Annotated in this window: 12 protein-coding genes; 7 read left to right on the top strand and 5 right to left on the bottom strand. The window is 72.4% G+C overall.

All coding sequences use genetic code 11. From position 1 onward, the window contains the following. A complete protein-coding gene (gene gatA, locus IEY99_RS00530; RefSeq protein WP_189198687.1) occupies positions 1-1,476 on the top strand; it encodes an Asp-tRNA(Asn)/Glu-tRNA(Gln) amidotransferase subunit GatA in 1,476 nt (491 codons plus the stop codon). Between the two features lie 135 nt (positions 1,477-1,611). Then, entirely contained in the window at positions 1,612-3,105 is a 1,494-nt protein-coding gene (gene gatB, locus IEY99_RS00525; protein ID WP_189198686.1) for an Asp-tRNA(Asn)/Glu-tRNA(Gln) amidotransferase subunit GatB, read from the top strand. A gap of 1,126 nt (positions 3,106-4,231) precedes the next feature. Here the strand turns inward: gatB and IEY99_RS00520 are convergent. The 3 genes from IEY99_RS00520 to IEY99_RS00510 all read right to left on the bottom strand — a co-directional run bounded on the left by IEY99_RS00520 (position 4,232) and on the right by IEY99_RS00510 (position 8,095). Further along, positions 4,232-4,612 carry a VOC family protein gene (locus tag IEY99_RS00520; RefSeq protein ID WP_189198685.1) on the bottom strand — a complete coding sequence of 127 codons (381 nt, stop codon included), beginning with the start codon at positions 4,610-4,612 and terminating at the stop codon, positions 4,232-4,234. Between the two features lie 684 nt (positions 4,613-5,296). Further along, complete coding sequence (locus tag IEY99_RS00515) at positions 5,297-6,883, bottom strand: metallophosphoesterase family protein (RefSeq protein WP_189198684.1); 1,587 nt, start codon at positions 6,881-6,883, stop codon at positions 5,297-5,299. Between the two features lie 51 nt (positions 6,884-6,934). Next, entirely contained in the window at positions 6,935-8,095 is a 1,161-nt protein-coding gene (locus IEY99_RS00510; RefSeq protein WP_189198683.1) for a PQQ-dependent sugar dehydrogenase, read from the bottom strand. 73 nt (positions 8,096-8,168) lie between these two features. On the opposite strand from IEY99_RS00510, the gene IEY99_RS00505 reads away from it, so the two are divergent. After that, on the top strand, positions 8,169-9,095 hold the full coding sequence (locus IEY99_RS00505) for a 2-hydroxyacid dehydrogenase (RefSeq protein WP_189198682.1): 927 nt from the start codon (positions 8,169-8,171) through the stop codon (positions 9,093-9,095). On the opposite strand, the gene IEY99_RS00500 is transcribed toward IEY99_RS00505, so the two are convergent. After that, entirely contained in the window at positions 9,070-9,453 is a 384-nt protein-coding gene (locus IEY99_RS00500; protein WP_229797954.1) for a PH domain-containing protein, read from the bottom strand. The two genes, IEY99_RS00505 and IEY99_RS00500, sit on opposite strands and share 26 nt — an antisense overlap. A 64-nt stretch (positions 9,454-9,517) precedes the next feature. Between IEY99_RS00500 and IEY99_RS00495 the strand changes: the two genes are divergently transcribed. The 3 genes from IEY99_RS00495 to IEY99_RS00485 all read left to right on the top strand — a co-directional run bounded on the left by IEY99_RS00495 (position 9,518) and on the right by IEY99_RS00485 (position 13,673). Next, positions 9,518-10,603 (top strand): WD40/YVTN/BNR-like repeat-containing protein, encoded by a 1,086-nt coding sequence (locus tag IEY99_RS00495; RefSeq protein ID WP_189198680.1) that lies wholly within the window; start codon positions 9,518-9,520, stop codon positions 10,601-10,603. Then, the gene (locus IEY99_RS00490) at positions 10,603-10,878 is read left to right on the top strand and encodes a MoaD/ThiS family protein (RefSeq protein WP_189198679.1); all 276 of its coding nucleotides are present in this window, start codon (positions 10,603-10,605) and stop codon (positions 10,876-10,878) included. Before IEY99_RS00495 ends, IEY99_RS00490 begins: the two co-directional genes overlap by 1 nt. A 173-nt stretch (positions 10,879-11,051) precedes the next feature. Then, positions 11,052-13,673: a putative bifunctional diguanylate cyclase/phosphodiesterase gene (locus IEY99_RS00485; protein WP_229797952.1), complete on the top strand. Its 2,622-nt coding sequence runs from the start codon at positions 11,052-11,054 to the stop codon at positions 13,671-13,673. A 693-nt stretch (positions 13,674-14,366) separates the two neighbouring features. Here the strand turns inward: IEY99_RS00485 and ilvD are convergent. Continuing rightward, positions 14,367-16,214, bottom strand: a complete 1,848-nt coding sequence (gene ilvD, locus IEY99_RS00480; protein ID WP_189198677.1) for a dihydroxy-acid dehydratase — start codon at positions 16,212-16,214, stop codon at positions 14,367-14,369. Between the two features lie 79 nt (positions 16,215-16,293). Here ilvD and IEY99_RS00475 point away from each other — a divergent pair, with 79 nt between their 5' ends. Next, positions 16,294-18,699: a putative bifunctional diguanylate cyclase/phosphodiesterase gene (locus IEY99_RS00475; protein ID WP_189198676.1), complete on the top strand. Its 2,406-nt coding sequence runs from the start codon at positions 16,294-16,296 to the stop codon at positions 18,697-18,699. Positions 18,700-18,834: the final 135 nt, after the last annotated feature.

The following is an 18,834-nucleotide window of genomic DNA, read 5'->3' as shown; positions in this document are numbered from 1 at the left end:
GTGACGGACGTCACCAGGATGACGGCGGCGCAGATCGCCGGCCTCATCGCGACCGGTGAGGCCTCGGCCGTCGAGGTCGCCACCGCGCACCTCGACCGGATCGCCGCCGTCGACGACCGGGTCCACGCGTTCCTGCACGTCGACCGGGAGGGCGCGCTCGCCGCCGCGGCCGACGTCGACGCGCGCCGCGGTCGCGGGGAGCAGCTCGGACCGCTGGCCGGTGTGCCGGTCGCGGTCAAGGACGTCATCGCCACCAAGGGCGTGCCGACGACCGCGGCCTCGAAGATCCTCGAGGGCTGGCGGCCGCCCTACGACGCGACGCTCGTCGAGCGGCTCCGCGCCGCGGGCACCGTCATGCTCGGCAAGACGAACATGGACGAGTTCGCGATGGGCTCCTCCACGGAATACTCCGCGTACGGCGCGACCAACAACCCGTGGGACCTCGGCCGCATCCCCGGCGGCTCCGGTGGCGGCAGCGCGGCGTCGCTCGCCGCCTTCGAGGCGCCGCTCGCGATCGGCACCGACACCGGCGGGTCGATCCGCCAGCCCGGCGCGGTCACCGGCACGGTCGGGGCCAAGCCGACGTACGGTGGCACCTCCCGTTACGGCCTCATCGCCTTCTCCTCCTCGCTGGACACGCCCGGCCCCTGCGCGCGGACGGTCGAGGACGCGGCACTGCTGCACGCCGTCATCGGCGGCCACGACGTGCGCGACTCGACGTCGATCCCGCAGCCCGTGCCGGACGTGGTCGGCGCGGCCCGCCTCGGTGCTACCGGCGACCTCACCGGCGTGAAACTCGGCGTGGTCAAGGAGTTCGCCGGCGAGGGTGCCGAGCCGGGTGTCCTCGCCGCGTTCCGGGAGTCGGTCGAGGCTCTGGTCAAGCTGGGCGCCGAGGTCGTCGAGGTGTCGTGCCCGCACTTCGAGTACGCGCTTCCGGCCTACTACCTCATCGCGCCGAGCGAGGCGTCGTCCAACCTGGCCCGCTTCGACGGCGTGCGCTACGGCCTGCGTTCCGGTGACGACGGCAGTCGCTCGCTCGAGGAGGTCATGTCGCTGACCCGCGACGAGGGCTTCGGCCCCGAGGTCAAGCGGCGCATCATCCTCGGCACGTACGCGCTCTCCAGCGGTTACTACGACGCGTACTACGGCCAGGCGCAGAAGGTCCGCACGCTGATCACGCGGGACTTCACCTCGGCGTTCGAGCGGGTCGACGTGCTGATCTCGCCGACTACGCCGTTCGTGGCGTTCCCGTTCGGGTCCCGCACCTCCGACCCGTACCAGATGTATCTCGCCGACCTCTACACGATCCCCACCAACCTGTACGGCGGGCCGGCGATCTCGGTGCCGTGCGGGCTGTCCGAGGGGCTGCCGGTCGGCTTCCAGGTCATGGCGCCGACGATGGCCGACGACCGGATGTACCGGGTGGCCGCGGCGCTGGAGTCGGCGGTCGGCACGCTCACCCCGCCCGAGCTCTGACAGCGGTGCTCCGGCCGGCTTCCGGGCCCGGCCGGGGCACCATCGGATCGTAAGAAAACCGGCGGGATCTCCGCCGGTCCCGCCCACTAGGCTTGGTTCCGTCAGGATGCCCCGCTGCCACCTGGAGTCTCCCGCATGAGTACGACTGTGCTTCCCTCGTACGAGGACGCGACCGCCCGCTACGAGCCGGTGATCGGCCTGGAGACGCACGTCGAGCTCGGCACGAACACCAAGATGTTCTGCGGCTGCCCGACCGAGTTCGGTGCCGAGCCGAACACCCAGGTGTGCCCGGTCTGCCTGGGCCTGCCGGGCGCGCTGCCGGTCGCCAACCGCGCCGGCATCGAGGCCACCATCCGTATCGGCCTCGCCCTCAACTGCGACATCGCGAGCTGGTGCCGCATGGCCCGGAAGAACTACTTCTACCCGGACATGCCGAAGAACTTCCAGACCTCGCAGTATGACGAGCCGTTGTGCGTCGACGGTTACGTCGACGTGGAGGTGGACGGCGAGACCGTGCGCATCGGCATCGAACGGGTCCACCTCGAGGAGGACACCGGCAAGACGCTGCACGTCGGCGGCGCCACCGGTCGCATCCACGGCGCCACGGAGTCGCTGGTGGACTACAACCGGGCCGGCATCCCGCTGGTCGAGATCGTCACCAAGCCGGTTCCCGGCATCGGCGCCAAGGCTCCCGAGGTCGCCCGCGCCTACGTGACGGAGCTGCGCGACATCATCCGCTCGCTCGGCGTCTCCGACGTCCGCATGGAGCAGGGTTCGCTGCGGTGCGACGTCAACACCTCGCTGAACAAGCCGGGCGAGGAGTGGGGCACGCGCACCGAGACCAAGAACGTCAACTCGCTGCGCTCGGTCGAGCGGGCCGTCCGCTCCGAGATCATCCGCCAAGCCGGCATCCTCGATGACGGCGGCAAGATCGTGCAGGAGACCCGCCACTTCCAGGAGGACACCGGCGACACCCGCCCGGGGCGTTCCAAGGAGACGGCCACCGACTACCGCTACTTCCCCGAGCCCGACCTCGTTCCGATCGCGCCGGACCCGGCCTGGGTCGAGGAGCTCAAGGCCGCCCTCCCCGAGCGTCCGAGCGCCAAGCGCGCCCGCCTCCGTGAGGACTGGGGCATCAGCGAGCTCGACATGCAGTCGGTGGCCAACGCCGGCGCGGTCGAGCTCATCGAGGAGACGATCGCCGCCGGCGCGAGCCCGGCCGGCGCCCGCAAGTGGTGGATGGGCGAGCTGGCCCGCCGGGCCAACGAGACCGGCGTCGAGCTGGCCGAGGTGGGTGCCACCCCGGCCCAGGTCGCCCAGCTGCAGGCCCTGGTCGACGAGGGCAAGCTCAACGACAAGCTCGCCCGCACGGTCCTCGAGGGCGTCGTGGCCGGCGAGGGCGACCCGGCCCAGGTCATGACGGCCCGTGGCCTCGAGGTCGTCTCGGACACCGGCGCCCTCCAGGCCGCCGTCGACGAGGCGATCGCGGCCAACCCCGACATCGCCGCCAAGATCCGCGACGGCAAGGTAGCCGCAGCGGGCGCCCTGGTCGGCGCGGTCATGAAGACAACCCGAGGCCAGGCCGACGCGAAGACCGTCCGAGAGCTCATCCTCGCCCGTCTCAGCTAACCAGCCGGCTGCGCAGGGGCCGGCTGCGCTCAGGTCGGTTCCGCTCGGGTCGGTTGCGCAGGGGCGGTGCGTTCGGGTCGGTTGCGCTCGGGTCGGCTCCTCACCAACCGGCTCCTCACCGGCCCGCGCCTGACCGGCCTGCGCCTGACCGGCCTGCGCCTGACCGGCCTGCGCCTGACCGGCCTGCGCCTGACCGGCCTGCGCCTGACCGGCCTGCGCCTGACCGGCCTGCGCCTGACCGGCTTGCGCCTCACCGGTGTGCTTCGCACGGCCCGCTTCCCGTCGGTCCGCTTCCTACCGGCCCCGTCGGGTCCGGGTCGACGCGGCCCTCTTCCGGACCGGAGCGGAAGCGGGCGACACCGTGGTGGACCGGCTGACCTCGCGCATGCCCAACTCCAGCGGCGTGTCCCTCCATCCCCGGCGCGATACGACCCGGTCGGCGCCGACAGGCACCGGTGGGTCGGTTCGTCAGCCGCGGCGGGGGCATGGCTGGTCAGCCGCGGTGGGTCAGGTTCGGTCAGCCGCAGCGAGAACGACCGGTCAGCCGCGGCGAGGCAGGACCGTTCAGCTGTGGTGGATCGGAGTCATTCTGCTGCCGCGGAGGCAGGACCGGTCAGCCGCGGGTGGGACAGGACGGTCAGCTGTGGCGGGGTCAGGGCCGGTCTGTTGCCGTGAGGGCAACCGGTCAGCCGCGGTAGCGTCACCGCGATCCGTTGCGATGGCCTCCTTGTGGCAGTTCGGCGGCGATCGGAGACGCGCTGCTGTCGCGAGCGCCGGCGTGCGCAATGGGCCAGCGGTGATGTGTTTCGCGGTGCGCTCGGCGGTGGCTGGCTGCGCGGTGGGTAGTGAGCCGTTGCCTGGTGCGGTCGCCTGTGGCTGGGCTGGGGGCGGTCGCCTGTGGCTGGGCTGGCGGTCGGCTGGGGGGCGGTCGCCTGTGGCTGGGCTGCGGTGGGTGATGAGCGGTAGCCGATGCGGTTGCTAGCGGTCGCTTACTTCATGAGCACGACACGGCCGGTCACTCCGGACCAGACGCGATTCGGCGGTGGTGGCGTAGATCGTGGTCAGCCCCCCACCGCCGGTGGTGGTCCGGGGGCGTGCCTTGGTGGCGGGGCGTGACCGATGAGCGTCAGAGTGGGTTGAGGCGTGCCTTGAGGAGGCAGAACTCGTTACCTTCGGGGTCGGCCAGGACGTGCCACTGCTCTTGTCCTGTCTGGCCGATGTCCGCCGGGCGGGCGCCGAGCTTCAGGAGGCGTTCGAGTTCGGCGTCCTGGTCGCGGTCGGTGGCGTTGACGTCAATGTGCAGCCGGGATTTCCCTGGCTCCGGCTCGTCCCGGCGGCTCAGGATGATCGTCGGCTGGGCGCCGCCGAAGCCTTCGCGCGGTCCGATCTCCACGGAGCCGTCGTCCTCGCGGTCGAGCACGACGAAGTCCAGGACCTCGCACCAGAACCGTGCCAGCACCTCCGGTTCGCGGCAACCGAGCACGAGTTCACTGATCCGACATGCCATTGAGGAACCTGCTCTCAGTGTGGGAACTGCCGGGGACACCACACGAAGCGCCGGCCGGCCACCTCCGCGGGCCAGCAACAGATCCTCGCGGACCCCAGCAGTGAAAACAATTCCGCGAGAGTAGCGGAGCAGGTGAGCAGAGGCGAGTTGTTTCAAGGTCCGCCGGATGCGCTGCCGGGCAGGGGCCCATCCTCTTGCGGGAAGGCCCAGTCCGTAGTGGACGGTGGAACGTGACCAGATGTTCCGCGCCGGAAAGGGGTTCCGCGGAACCGAGGGCAACGAACCCCGGAAGGACACCGCAGCCGGCGGGTGGAGTTGACGGCAGGTCCGCCGGGACGCGCGCGGCTCGCAGCCGGAACGGCAGCAGACCAGGAGGGCCGCTGGCCGAGCGGGGCAGTGGGCCGGGAGGGCGGCAGGCCGGAGGGCAGTGGGCCGGGAAGGCCGCGGCTGGCAGGCGGGGAGGACGGCACGGCGAGAGGGCGGCAGGCCGGGGGACGGAAGTGGGCCGGGAGGGCGGCACGCCAAGAGGGCAGTGGGCCGGGGAGGCTGCGGCTGGCAGGGCAACAGGCCGGGAAGCGCGGTAGGCCGGGAAGCGCGGCAGGCCGGACAGCAGCGAACATCGGCCCGGCCCGGCTGCTGGCCGGCCGCGGCTTGCTGGCGGCCGCGGCTTGCCTGGGGGCGTACCTATCGGCGGCTGGGGCTGAGGCCTGGGGTGACGCCGTTGACGACCGAGGGGTGGGTGGTGGGTTCGGGGTCGACGCCGATGACCTTGCGTTGCATTTCGACGTTGGATTGGCCGGTGCCGCCGAGCTGGATGTCGTCGTAGGCCTTGAGGGTCTGGTTCTCGTCGAAGTACAGGACCGACATCTGCAGCGGTGTCGGCTCCTCCTTTTCCAGACCGCGCAGGCCCGCGCCGCCCGTCGAGCCCTCCACCAGCAGGCGGGTCCGGGGAGTGGGTGCCGCCGGTGACGGGGTCGGGGAGCGGGAGGCGGCGTCCTCCGGGGCGCTGGGCGGGTCGAGCATGCTGACCTCGCGCTTGTGCAGGTGGCCTGCCAGCACCACCGGGACCACCCCGGACAGGGGCGGTGCCATCGCCGGGTCGTGGACGAGGGCCACTCCCACCTTGGTCCTCGACTGGGTGATCGTCGTGGCCAGCCGCTCGCCGCTGGCGAGCAGCGGGTTGGTCACCGGCTCGTCCGCGGACCGGGCGGGTGGGGTTTCGCTCTTGTCGGGAGTGAATTCCGGGTCGCCGATGCCCGCGAGGGTGAGGCCGTTGATGGTGACGGTGGAGTTGTCCAGGACCTTCGCGTTCTTCTGGCGGGCCACCGCCGCCTGGATGGCCATCGAGTCGTGGTTGCCGCGCACGTAGATGTACGGCACGCCGAGCTGGCCGATGCTGTTCACGTACGTCGTCTCGGCGCTGCTGCCCCAGTCGACGATGTCGCCCGTGTCCACGATCGCGTCGACGTCCCAGGCCTTCACCACCGTCTTGATGACGTTCCACGCGGCCGGGTTCAGGTGCAGGTCGGAGACGTGCAGGATGCGGGTGGTGTTGCCGGACGGCTCCACCGGCAGGCTGGAGACCGTGGTGTAGATGCGGCTGACGTTGCTGACCAGCTCGGCGAGCTGGTCGGCGTAGCGGCCGTAGTTGTCCGCGATGCGGCGGGCGTCGCCGACCACGGCCGGGGCGTTGACCAGCAGTCCCTCGTACCGCGGCTCGCCGATCGAATCCGGGCGGGTGGTGCCCGCGGCCAGGCCCAGGCTGCCGCCTGTCACGATCAGCGCGATCACGCCCGCCGAGGCGACCCGGCGGACGTTGCGGAAGATCAGTGCCGCCAGGACCAGCGCGCACGCGATCGCGGCGCCCATCGCGCGCAGGCTCAGCTGCAGCACACCGCGGGTGACGTCGTCGACCGCGGACTGGCCGACCACCCCGATGGCGGTCGGGTCCTCGATCAGCGCCTCGGTGCGCTGCTGGTCCAGCGCGCCGAGGTTGACCTTCAGGTGGATGGGGCCGGCGTGGCTGTCGAGGTGCAGCGAGCCCAGGGGCGGGATGTCGACCTCGGTGCCGCCCTTGACCGACGGGCTGATCGACATGTCGGCGCGGAACGGGCCCACCGGGATCTCCGACTGGGCCAGCAGCATCGTGCCGACGACGACGCCGGTGAGGCTCACCAGGAGGACGGCCGCCCACACGCGGAGACGGTGGGCCCAGGAATGCCGCCACACGCGCAGCACGGCGGCCGCCAGCTGAGAAAGTCTGTTCTTCATGGTCAACGGCTCACCTGCCCCCGTGTGCCGGTCGTCAAACGGTAACGCCGGTCAGCTGCGGCCCGCGCCACCATCGGAGAACACCAGTCGGATGATGCGGTCGTCCTCCGGGGCCGGGTCGCCGCCGTCCTCCTGGTTCGAGGTGGCGACCCAGAGCGAACCGTCCGGTGCCGCGGCCACGGCGCGCAACCGGCCGAACTCGCCGGCCAGGAGCGCGCGGGGCTGGCCGAACACGGTGCCGTTGCCGGTGACGTCGACCATCCACAGCCGCTGGCCGCGCAGGCAGGCCGTCGCGACCATCCGCTCCAGCACCGCCACACCGGAACAGGACGACTCGGCGATCGGCCAGCTCACCAGCGGGTTGGTGAACTTCGCGTCGGTGCCGCCGCCCTCGACCGCGGGCCAGCCGTAGTTCTTGCCCTTCTGGATCACGTTGAGCTCGCCGGTCTTGCTCTGGCCGGACTCGCTCGCATACATCCGCTTGCCGGAATCCCACGCGATGCCCTGCACGTTGCGGTGGCCCGACGACCAGACCGGTGAGTCCTTGACCGGGTTGCCCGGCGCGGGCTTGCCGTCGGCGGTGATCCGCAGGATCTTGCCGCCCAGGCTCTTGGGGTTCTGCGACTGGGCACCACCCGTGCCGTCCGAGGTCGTCACGTAGAGCCGCCCGTCCGGACCGAAGCCGAGCTGGCCACCGTTGTCCTCGCGGGAGCGCGGGATGCCGGTGAGGATGGGCTGTGGCCTGCCCTTCAGCTTGAGCTTCGCGACGCGGTTGTCCTTGGCCGTCGAGTAATACACGAAGACGGTCTGATCGGTGGCGTAGCCGGGCGAGACCGCGATGCCCAGCAGCCCGCCGTCGCCGCCCGCGGTGACCTCGGAGAGCCGCTGCACCTCGGTGACCCGGAGCCCGGCGGCGTCCGACTCCGGCCCGACCTTGAGGATGCGGGCCGTGTCGCGCTCGGTGACCAGCGCCGAGCCGTCCGGCAGGAACGCCATGCCCCAGGGGACTTCCAGGCCCTTGGCCAGCACGGTGACCGCCACCTCGCGCTCACCCCCGCCCTCCGGCGCCGCGGAGCCCGACGGCGTGGGCAGGTTGGGCGGCGCGCCGGCGACATCGGGGTCCGGCGGGCCGAAGGCGCAGGCCGTGGTGAGGGTCAGCACGGCGCCGAGCGTCAGGGCACACGCGCGGGCGCGGCGGCTGCGCACGGTCACGGGATCTCCTCGTTCACGAGACCAGGGTAGCGGCGCACGGGCCGGCGGCCGGGGCCCCGACTAGTTTGGTGACGTGATGGTATGGATCGCCCATGAGGCGGGCCGTGAGCTGCTCGGCGCGGTGCCGCCCGGCGTCGAGGTCGAGGTGTGCGCGGACGCGGCGGTCTTCCCGTCCGATCCCGCCGCGGTCCGCTTCTGGGTGCCGCCGTTCCTGTCCACCGCGCGGACCGCGGGGCAACTGCCCAGGTTCTCGAAGCTGGCGGCGATCCAGCTGCTGTCGGCGGGAGCGGACGCGTGGGTGGGGCGGGTGCCGCCCGGCGTCACGTTGTGTGACGCGCGGGGAGTGCACGACAAGCCCGTCGCCGAGTGGGTGCTCGGGGCCGCCATCGGCGCGTTCCGGCGGTTCCCGGACTTCGTCCGCGCCCAGGAGCGGGAGGAGTGGGCGATCAAGGCGTACGCGCCCACCCGGGAGCTGACCGGTAAGAAGGTCCTGATCCTGGGCGCCGGGTCGATCGGGCGGGCCATCGAGGAGCACATGGCGCCCTTCGGCGTGACGATCACGCGGGTCGCTCGTACGGCTCGGCCCGGCGAGGACGTGCACGGTGTGGACGAGCTGCCGCGCTTGCTCCCGTACGCGGAAGTGGTGATCTTGGTGGTGCCGCTGACCGACCTCACCCGCGGGCTGGTGGATGCGGTTTTCCTGGCCGCGATGCCGGATGGCGCGCTGCTGGTGAACGCCGCCCGCGGCCCCGTGGTGGACACCGATGCCCTGGTCGCGGAGCTGGCCTCCGGACGTCTCTCGGCCGCGATGGACGTCACCGACCCGGAGCCGCTGCCTGCCGGTCACCCGCTGTGGCGGTTGCCGAACGCGTTCATCACCCCGCACGCCGCCGGTACCGTCGCCGGTCTGCTGCCGCGCGCCTACGGCCTGGTGGGTGACCAGCTCCGCCGCTTCGTGGCCGGCGAACCGCTGATCAATCAGGTGTCGGAGGGTTACTGAACTCCTGGCCGCCCGCCGCCAGCACGGCCGGGAGGTTTTCCGTGGTGACCCCGGTGAGCGGCACCGCCATCCCGTCGAAGAGCAGGGCCGAGATGCGCCCTCTCGGGTCCGGGGCCAGCTCGGCCACCCGCGACCAGGCCACCTCGTGGGAACCGATCAGTGCCCGCACCCGCAGCCCCTCGGCGTCGACGTCGGTGCCCGCCCGCCAGGCCCAGACCGCGACCGCCAGCGGGACCAGCAGGACCGGAGCGAGCTGCCAGCCGGCGCTGAGCAGGGGAACGGTGCCGACGAACGCGATCAAGGCGGCGAAGAAGAGGGCGCCGGGCTTGCGGACGCGCAGGACGGGCTTTCGACTCACGGTCGCCATCCTCCCACCCGGCGGAAGGACGATTTTTGTCGGACCCGGCGCTCATACTTCCCCCATGACCGAACTGCTCGCGATCGGTACCCAGAAAGGCCTGTTCCTGGCCACCAGCGACGACGACCGGCAGAGTTGGCAGGTCAGCTCTGCGCACTTCCCGATGCAAGCCGTCTACTCCGTCGCCTTCGACACCCGGGGCCCGTCGCCCCGCGTGCTGGCCGGGGTCGAGAGCTCACATTTCGGCCCCAGCGTGGCCGTCAGCGACGACCTCGGCAGCACCTGGCAGGAGCCCGACAAGGCCCCGCTCGCCTTCCCGTCCGACGCCGGCGCCGCGGTGGAGCGGGTGTGGCAGATCGTTCCCGCGGGCCCCGACCAGCCCGGCGTCGTCTATGCGGGCACCCAGCCGTCCGCGCTGTGGCGCTCCGCGGACGGCGGCCACACCTACCAGCTGATCCGCGGCCTGTGGGACCACCCGCACCGGCCCGAGTGGGGCGCCGGCTTCGGCGGCCAGGCGGTCCACACCATCCTTCCGCACCCCGCCGACCCGCAGCGCATCCTCGTGGCCATGTCCACCGGCGGCGTCTATCGCACGGCCGACGGCGGCCGGACGTGGGCGCCGGCCAACGAGGGCATCAAGGCCTACTTCCTGCCCGACCCGTGGCCGGAGTTCGGCCAGTGCGTGCACAAGGTGGCCCGCGACGGCGCCAATCCCGACCACTACTACGCCCAGAACCATCACGGGGTCTACCGCTCGACCGACGGCGGCGCGTCCTGGCAGTCCATCGCCGACACGCTGCCCGCCGACTTCGGCTTCGCGATGGTGGCCCATCCGTCCGCTTCCGGCACCATCTGGAATTTCCCGCTGACCGCCGACGGTGAGCGGCATCCCGTCGACCTGATGTGCCGGGTCTTCCGATCCACCGACGCCGGCACCACCTGGGTGCCCCAGCACAAAGGGCTGCCCGAAGGCCGCTACTACCCGGTCGTGCTGCGGGACGCGATGTGCGCCGACAACGCCACCCCGGCCGGCGTCTACTTCGGCACGCGGGCGGGGGACGTCTTCGCCAGCCGCGACGAAGGGGAGAGCTGGTCCACGGTGGCCACGCACCTGCCCGACGTGCTGTGCGTGCGGGCGGTGCAGGTCTGATGCCGACCGTGCTGGTGCCGGGCGTGCTGCGCACGGATGCCGGCGGGGCCGCACAGCTGGAGGTGGCCGCCGACGGATCTTTGCGAGCGGTGCTCGACGAGATGGCGCGGCGGTGGCCGCGCCTGGAACGCCGGATCCGCGACGAGAACGGCGTCCTGCGGCGCTACGTGAACGTCTACGTGGACGGTGAGGACTGCCGTCGCTCGGGCGGCCTGGAGACGCCGGTGCCCGCGGCCGCCGAGATCCAGGTGCTCCCGTCGGTCGCCGGGGGATGACTGTCACGGCCCGTCGCCACGGGAAGCTCCATACCCGACGATCCGCCCGTGCGCGGGCAGACGTCCCGCACGTAACCTGTCCGGGGGACGATCGTTACCGATATGGGAGCGGCGTTCCTCGCGCCGATCCCTGCCCCGCCCACCCCACGATGTTCGTAGAGGATCCCGCCGCCGTGGCCGTGCCACCCCTCGCACGCCCCGCCACCCGGGCCGGCGCCCGGGTGTCGTTCCTGCTCGTTCCCGTGACCGGTGCGCTCATCCTGGTCGCCGGGGCGGCGGGGCTTCTGCCGCCGCTCGCCGCCCTCACCGCGGGCGTCGGGGTGGTGGCGCTCTTCGCCACGGCCGTCCTGTGGCACACGGCGCTCGCCATCCACCACGAGGAGGGCGTCTACGCCGCGTGCCGCGGGGCCGGCTTCATCGGCATGGCGTCACTCGCCACGGCGGTCACCTGCGGAGTGTTGCTGGCGAGGCCGCCGCCGGTGGCCGTGTGGGCGGCGCTCGGGCTGGCCACCGCGGCCGGGTTCTCCGTGTTCGGCACGATGCTGCTGCCCGGGGCCGCCGCCACGGTCGCGGTGCGGCTGCGGCGGGCGTTCGACGGGCTGGGGCTCGGCGTGAGCCTGGGCTTCGCGGCGTACCTGGTGACGCCCCTGCACCGCACCCCCTGGCCGGGCCTGGCCAACACCCTCATCGCCGCGGCCGGCGCCTCCATCGTCACGGTCGTCGTACTGCGCGCCCGGCTGCACCGGCCCGCCGCCCTGCGCTGCGGTTTCGGCGTCATCGCCGTGCTCATCGTGCTCTGCACGATCGTCAACCTCGTGCTGAGCGGCTCCGCCGGCCGGCTCGTTCCCCTGCTCGGCCTGGTCGTCGTGGCCGGACTCACCCTGGCCGCCGACGGTGGATCCCGGCGCCACCTGCCGGAGCGCCTCGAGTCGCGCGAGCCGGACCTGTATCTGTCGAGCTACCCGCTGCTCGCCGTCCCGGCCGGGGTCGGCGTCGTGGCCGCGCTGATCCACCTCGTCGTGGTCGGCACCTTCAACACCACGGCGATCGCGCTCGGCGTCTCGATGGTCGCCGTGCTCACGATGCGCGAACTGCTCGTGGTCAGCGACATCCGGCGGTACACGGCCCAGCTGCGGGTCAAGGAGGCACACTTCCGATCGCTCGTCGCCGGGGCCACCGACCTCACCCTGGTGCTCGACGAACGGTTGCGGATCCGCTGGCAGTCGCCGGCCGCCGCGCGGTTGTTCGGGCTGGCCGACGCCGAGGTCGTCGGCCGGACGTTCCTCCAGCTCATCCATCCCGACGACGTCGCCGGCGCGCAGGCCGGCATCGAGGCGCTGATCGCCGGCGAGCGCGCCGACGGGCCGCCCGCCCTGATCAACGCCCGGTTGCTGGACGGCTACGGCATCTGGCGCGACACCGAGTCGACCGTCGCCGACCAGCGGTCCGTCCCCGAGGTCGCCGCGCTCGTCGTCCACGTCCGTGACGTCGGCGAACGCCGCCATCTCGAGCGCACCCTGCACCGGCTGTCCTACACCGATCAGCTCACCGGGCTCGCCAACCGCCGTGCCCTCATGCGTGATCTTCTCGAGTTCCGGCGGCGTGCGGGCCAGCATGGCACGCTGCTCGTCATCGACCTGCACGGCCTCGCCGAGATCAACGACAGCCGCGGCCGGGAGACCGGCGACGCCGTGCTGATCGAGGTGGGCCGCCGGCTCCGCTGCCTGCTGGGCGAGGACGACGTGGCGGCCCGGCTGGGCGGCGACGAGTTCGCCGTCCTCACGCCGGACGGCGCGGTGCTCGCGTACGCGCTGGCCACCCGGATCGTCACGGCGGTGATGGAACCGTACGAGCTGCCCGGCATGATCGTCGAGCTGCACACCAGCGTCGGCCTCGCCGAGCTCGCCGGCGGCAAGGACTCCGAGGAGGTCCTGCGCCACGCCGACCTGGCCCGCAGCCGTGCCCGCCAGCTCGGCAAGGACCGCGTCGAGTGGTACGACACCGATGTCGAGATCCAGCTGCACCGCCGCATGGACCTCGAACGCGAGCTGCTCGGCGCCGCCGACCGCGGCGAGTTCGACCTCGTCTTCCAGCCGGTGGTGTCGCTCCGCGACGGCCAGCCCGTCGGCGTCGAGGCACTGCTGCGCTGGCGTCACCCGAAGCTCGGCACGGTGCTCCCGGCCGAGCTGCTCCCCATCGCCCGCGCCGTGGGCTGCGCGGCCGAGCTGGACGAATGGGTCCTCGAAGAGGCGTGCCGGCGCCTGCGCGGATGGACCGCCGGCGGCACCGACTTCTGGCTCTCGGTGAACGTGGCCCCGCGCGAGCTGCTCACCGCCCGCTTCCCGGACCGGGTCGCGGAGATCCTGAACCGCTACGACATCGCCCCGGAACGCCTCGTCGTCGAGGTCCAGGAGACCTGGGTCGCCGAGGACGTCCCGGCCATCGTGGCGTCGCTGGCCGGCCTGCGCACGCTCGGCGTCCGCGCCGGCCTCGACGACTTCGGCGCCGGCCAGGCGTCCCTCGCCCACCTGCGCAGGCTTCCGGTCGACATGCTCAAGCTCGACCAGGCCCTGGTGAACAAGCCGAGCGAGCACGCCAGCACCCCGGCGGTCCTGGACGTGGTGGTGAGCCTGGGCCGGCGGCTCGGCCTCGAGATCGTCGCCAAGGGCCTGGAGTCGCAGGAGCAGATAGACCTCGCCCGCCATGCGGGCTGCCACTACGGGCAGGGATTCGCACTCGCGCGGCCCGCCCCCGCCGAGCGCATGGAGGCGTACCTGGAGAGTCATCGCGGGTAGTCCGGGTCTTTTTACAGTACGGCCACAGACGCGGCCGAAAGCAGCACCGGGCGCCCGCCACTACGCACGCACCTCCGTGCCTGGTCGAGCTCCGCGGTCGGCCGCCGGGCTGTGCGGGGCCGGGTGCGGGTCGGGCTACGCGGGCGAGGCGCGCGTCGGGCTGTGCGGGTGGTGTGCGGGCGAGGCGCGCGTCCGGCTGTGCGGGTGGTGTGCGGGCGAGGCGCGCGTCGGGCTGTGCGGGTGGTGTGCGGGCGAGGCGCGCGTCGGGCTGTGCGGGTGGTCTGCGGGCGAGGCGCGCGTCCGGCTGTGCGGGTGGTGTGCGGGCGAGGCGCGCGTCCGGCTGTGCGGGTGGTGTGCGGGCGAGGCGCGCGTCGGGTGTGTGCGAATGCGGTCTACGGGCGAGTGTGCATCGGGCTGTGCGGTGTGGTGTGCGGGCGAGGTCTGCATCGGGCTGTGTGGGCCGGTGTGCGGCGGGCTTGCGCGCGGTGGGGTGTGCTCGGGTGGTGATCAGGACAGCCGGGAGGCCCGGGTCACGGTCCGGCGGGCGCTGTGCGACGCGAGTGGCGAGAGCCGTACCGCTTCGGCCGGCGGATGCGCGACCGGCCCGGCCACGCGCGGGCATCCGTGCGTGAGGCGGGCCGGTCGGTGTTGCTTCTGTCTGCCTGTGTGGCCGTACTTATGAAAAGGAAGAGCTCACTCCGGCACCAACCGGTACGCCCCGTCGCTGGCGCTTGTGGCCATGGAGGCGTAGGCGCGGAGTGCCGCCGAGACCGGGCGCACCCGGTCGGCCGGGGTGTACGGCTTGGGCCGGCGTTCCTGTTCGTGGCGGCGCTGGGCCAGCTCCTCGTCCGGGACGTTGAGGGTGATGGCGCGGCCCGGGATGTCGATGGTGATCTCGTCGCCGGTCTCGACCAGGGAGATCAGGCCGCCGGACGCCGCTTCCGGCGAGATGTGGCCGATCGACAGGCCGGAGGTGCCGCCGGAGAACCGGCCGTCGGTGATCAGGGCGCAGGCCTTGCCGAGGCCGCGGCCCTTGAGGAAGGACGTCGGGTAGAGCATCTCCTGCATGCCCGGGCCGCCCTTGGGGCCTTCGTAGCGGATCACCACCACGTCGCCCTCGACGACCTGTTTGCCGAGGATGCCCTCGACCGCCGCGTCCTGGCTCTCGTAGACGCGGGCCGGGCCGGTGAACTTCCACAGCTCCTCGGCGACGCCGGCGGTCTTCACCACGCAGCCGTCCGGTGCGAGGTTGCCGAAGAGGATCGCCAGGCCGCCGTCGGCGGTGTACGCGTGCTCGATCGACCGGATGCAGCCCGCGGCGGCGTCCGTGTCGAGGGTGGCCCACCGGTTGGTGGTGGAGAACGGCTGCGTGGTGCGCACGCCGCCGGGAGCCGCGTGGAAGAGCTCGAGCGCCTCGGCCGAGGGCGATTCGCCACGAATGTCCCACTTGTCCAACCAGGCGGACAGGGACGGCGCATGCACCGCGCGGACCTGGTCGCGCAGCAGCCCGGCCCGGTGGAGCTCGCCGAGCAGGGCCGGGATGCCGCCGGCCCGGTGCACGTCCTCCATGTGGTACTTCGGGCTGTTGGGAGCGACCTTGGACAGGCACGGCACGCGCCGGGAGATGCCGTCGATGTCCGCCACGCTGAAGTCGATGCCGGCCTCGCGGGCCGCGGCCAGCAGGTGCAGCACCGTGTTGGTGGAGCCGCCCATCGCCACGTCCAGGGCGACCGCGTTCTCGAAGGCGTCTCGGGACGCGATCGAGCGGGGCAGCACCGACGCGTCGTCGTTCTCGTAGTACTGCTTGGCGATCTCGACGATCAGCGAGCCGGCCCGCTCGAAGAGCGCCTTGCGGGAGGCGTGCGTGGCCAGCGTCGAGCCGTTGCCCGGCAGCGCCAGGCCGATCGCCTCGGTGAGGCAGTTCATCGAGTTGGCGGTGAACATGCCGGAGCAGGAGCCGCAGGTGGGGCAGGCCGACCGCTCGATGGTGTCGAGCTGCGCGTCGGTCACCTTCTCGTTCGCGCTGGCGCTCATCGCGTCGACCAGGTCGAGCTTCTCGTGCACCACGCCCTCGATCGCGACCGTCTTGCCGGCCTCCATCGGGCCGCCGGAGACGAAGACCGTGGGAATGTTGAGCCGAAGGGCCGCGATCAGCATGCCCGGGGTGATCTTGTCGCAGTTCGAGATGCAGACCAGGGCGTCGGCGCAGTGCGCGTTGACCATGTACTCGACCGCGTCGGCGATCAGCTCGCGGCTGGGCAGCGAGTAGAGCATGCCGCCGTGGCCCATGGCGATGCCGTCGTCGACCGCGATGGTGTTGAACTCGCGGCCGACGCCGCCCGCCTGCGCGACCGCGTCGGCCACGAGGCCGCCGAGGTCCTTGAGGTGCACGTGCCCGGGTACGAACTGGGTGAAGCTGTTGGCGATCGCCACGATGGGCTTGCCGAAGTCGTCGTCGGTCATGCCGGTGGCGCGCCACAGGGCGCGCGCGCCGGCCATCGTCCGACCGTGGGTCGAGGTCCGGGAGCGCAGCTCAGGCATCACTACATAGTGCCACCGCCGGTGCCGGGCGGGGGTGCACCGGCGCCGCGCATGTCCACCCCTCGGGATAGAGAAATCGATGCGCGTACGGCAGAGTGTTGGCGTGCACTCACCGTCCGGCGTGGAGCTGGCCGGGCTGGCGAGCCTCCTCGTCGCGGTCCCGGCGGTCGCGTTGCTGGGTAACTCCGGCCGTAAGCACACCGGCGCCGCCCGGCGTGCCCACCTCCTGCTCGCCGCGGGCGCCGCCGTCGCCACCGGCGCGGCGCTCGCCGGCCTGGTCAGCGCCCTGTTCATGGCGCACGACGAGATGCGCGAGCACGTGCGGACCCTCGGGCAGGCCGTCGCGGTGGCGATGGCGCTGGGCACGCTGACCCTGCTGGCCGGCACGCTGATGCTGCCCGGTGCCGCGGAGAACCGCCGGGCCGCGCTGCGGCACCTGCTCGACGGCCTGGTGATCGCGGCGGCGCTCTGGTTCGTCGGCTGGACCCTGGTCTCCGAGCCCACCCGCATCCTCGGTGAGCTGACGCCGGTGAGCTGCCTCTCGATCCTGCTGGGCGCCGGGGTCGCCACCATCGCCACCGGGCTGACCACGATCCTGGCCGTGCACGCGCACCGGCCGCGGCACGTCACGGTCCGGGTCGCCGCGGGCGTGACCCTGGTCGCGGTCTCGGCCACCGCCCTGCCGGGCGGCATCTGCCAGGGCGGGCCGGTGGTGATCCTGGTCGGCGCGCTGCTGCTGCCGGCCGGGCTGGTCGTGGTGGCCCGCGCGGTCAAGGTCGCGGACCGCCCGGTCACCGTGTCCGGCGACATCATCCAGCGCGGCACCGGGTACGCGTTCGTCCCGATGACCGCCATGGTGATCGCCGGCACCTGTCACATCCTGGCCGGCGGGGAGATCGCCGGATTCGGCTTCCTCGGCGCCAGCATCGAGGGCTTCGCGCTGGTCGGCCGGCAGTATCTGGCCCTCGGCGACGTGCGCAGCTACACCCTGCGGCTGCGCCAGCGGGAGGCGCACTTCCGTGAGCTGGCCCACACCGATCCGCTCACCGGGCTGGCCAACCGCCGGGGCCTGGTCCGGGCGCTGCGCGAGCCGGCCGTGCCGGGGCGGCCGCGCACCCTGGTCGGGCTCGACCTGGACGGCTTCAAGAACGTCAACGACATGCGGGGGCACGACGTCGGCGACGCGGTCCTGGCCGAGGTCGGCGCGCGGCTGCGGGCCCAGCTGAGCCCCGGGGACGTGGCGGCGCGGCTGGGCGGCGACGAGTTCGCGGTGCTGATGCGGGCCACGCCCGACGAGGCGATGGCGGTCGGCAAGCGGCTGCTCTCGGTGCTCTGCGAGCCGTACGAGACGGAGGACGGCTCGGTCTTCCTCTCGGCGAGCGTCGGCGTCGCGGGTTCCCTCACGCCCGGCGACACCGGGGAGCTGATGCGCGACGCCGACCTCGCCCTGCGCTACGCCAAGCAGCGCGGCAAGAACCGGGTCGAGCGCTACCAGAAGCGCTACGACGAGCTGCTGCGCCGGCACAGCGTGCTGGAGAACGAGCTGCGTCACGCGATCGAGCGCGGTCAGCTGCGGCTCGTCTTCCAACCGGTGGTCGCGCTGCCCTCGGTGCGCCCGGTGGGCGCGGAGGCGCTGCTGCGCTGGCACCACCCCGAGCTCGGCGCGGTCCGGCCCGACGAGTTCATCCCGGTGGCCGAGGAGTCCGGCCTGATCGGCATGCTCGGCGCCTGGGTGCTGGACCAGGCGTGCGGGCAACTGGCCCAGTGGCTGGCCGCCGGGCACGACGTGTGGGTCTCGGTGAACCTGTCGCCCAAGGAGCTGCACGCCGCCGACTACGCCGGCCAGGTGGCGGCGGTGCTGGACAAGTACGGCGTGCCCCCGCAGCGCCTGGTGCTGGAGGTGACCGAGCACGCGGTGGCCACGGACCTGGACGAGCTGATCCGGCGCCTGGTGGAGCTGCGGTCCACCGGCGTGCGCATCGCGCTCGACGACTTCGGCGCGGGCTACTCCTCGCTCGGGCAGCTGCGCAACCTGCCCGTCGACATCCTGAAGATCGACCACGCGCTGGTGGCGGAGCCCGAGTCGCGGACCGGCACGGCCGCGCCGCTGGTGGACGTGGTCGTGCGGCTGGGGCACCGATTGGGGCTGGAGGTGCTGGCCGAGGGCATCGGCACGCCCGCGCAGCGCGAGATCGTCGAGGCGGCCGGGTGCCGGCTCGGGCAGGGCTCGCTCTTCGGCTGGGGGGTGCCGGCCGAGCATCTGGAGGCGCAGCTGCGCGCGGGGCGCTCGTGCGGCTCGCGGCCCGTGCCGGCGCCGCGCAGCCGGCCGGCCGCGGTCGCGCCGGGGGCCCCCGCACGCAGCCAGATCGTCATGCTGGGGCCCGGCATGCGGCAGGTGCGGGCGGTGCTGCCGACCGATCCCGCTTTTTCGAGTGACCAGGATGTGAGATCAGTTGACGCACCCCGTGAGATGGGGCAGTCTTAGCCGCATGTGTTCGTCGTTCCTCGTAGTACTTAGTTGAGCGCGCTGCCCGATCCGCTTGGGCAGTGCGCCAGGTCCCGTGCTTAGCACGAGGACCTTTTTTGTTGCACGAGAATGACGCCGAAACCCGAACGAAGG

The organism is Couchioplanes azureus (assembly GCF_014648355.1).
Lineage (GTDB): Bacteria > Actinomycetota > Actinomycetes > Mycobacteriales > Micromonosporaceae > Actinoplanes > Actinoplanes azureus.
Note: the sequence above shows the minus strand (reverse complement) of the source record. Positions and strands in the feature narration are given on the sequence as shown.

Excerpts from the sequence above, each read along its gene's own strand:
- IEY99_RS00515 (WP_189198684.1), bottom strand. The coding sequence starts at position 6,883 with ATGAAGAACAGACTTTCTCAGCTGGCGGCCGCCGTGCTGCGCGTGTGG.
- IEY99_RS00495 (WP_189198680.1), top strand. The coding sequence starts at position 9,518 with ATGACCGAACTGCTCGCGATCGGTACCCAGAAAGGCCTGTTCCTGGCC.
- gatB (WP_189198686.1), top strand. The coding sequence starts at position 1,612 with ATGAGTACGACTGTGCTTCCCTCGTACGAGGACGCGACCGCCCGCTAC.
- IEY99_RS00490 (WP_189198679.1), top strand. The coding sequence starts at position 10,603 with ATGCCGACCGTGCTGGTGCCGGGCGTGCTGCGCACGGATGCCGGCGGG.
- IEY99_RS00520 (WP_189198685.1), bottom strand. The coding sequence starts at position 4,612 with ATGGCATGTCGGATCAGTGAACTCGTGCTCGGTTGCCGCGAACCGGAG.
- IEY99_RS00475 (WP_189198676.1), top strand. The coding sequence starts at position 16,294 with ATGCGCGTACGGCAGAGTGTTGGCGTGCACTCACCGTCCGGCGTGGAG.
- ilvD (WP_189198677.1), bottom strand. The coding sequence starts at position 16,214 with ATGCCTGAGCTGCGCTCCCGGACCTCGACCCACGGTCGGACGATGGCC.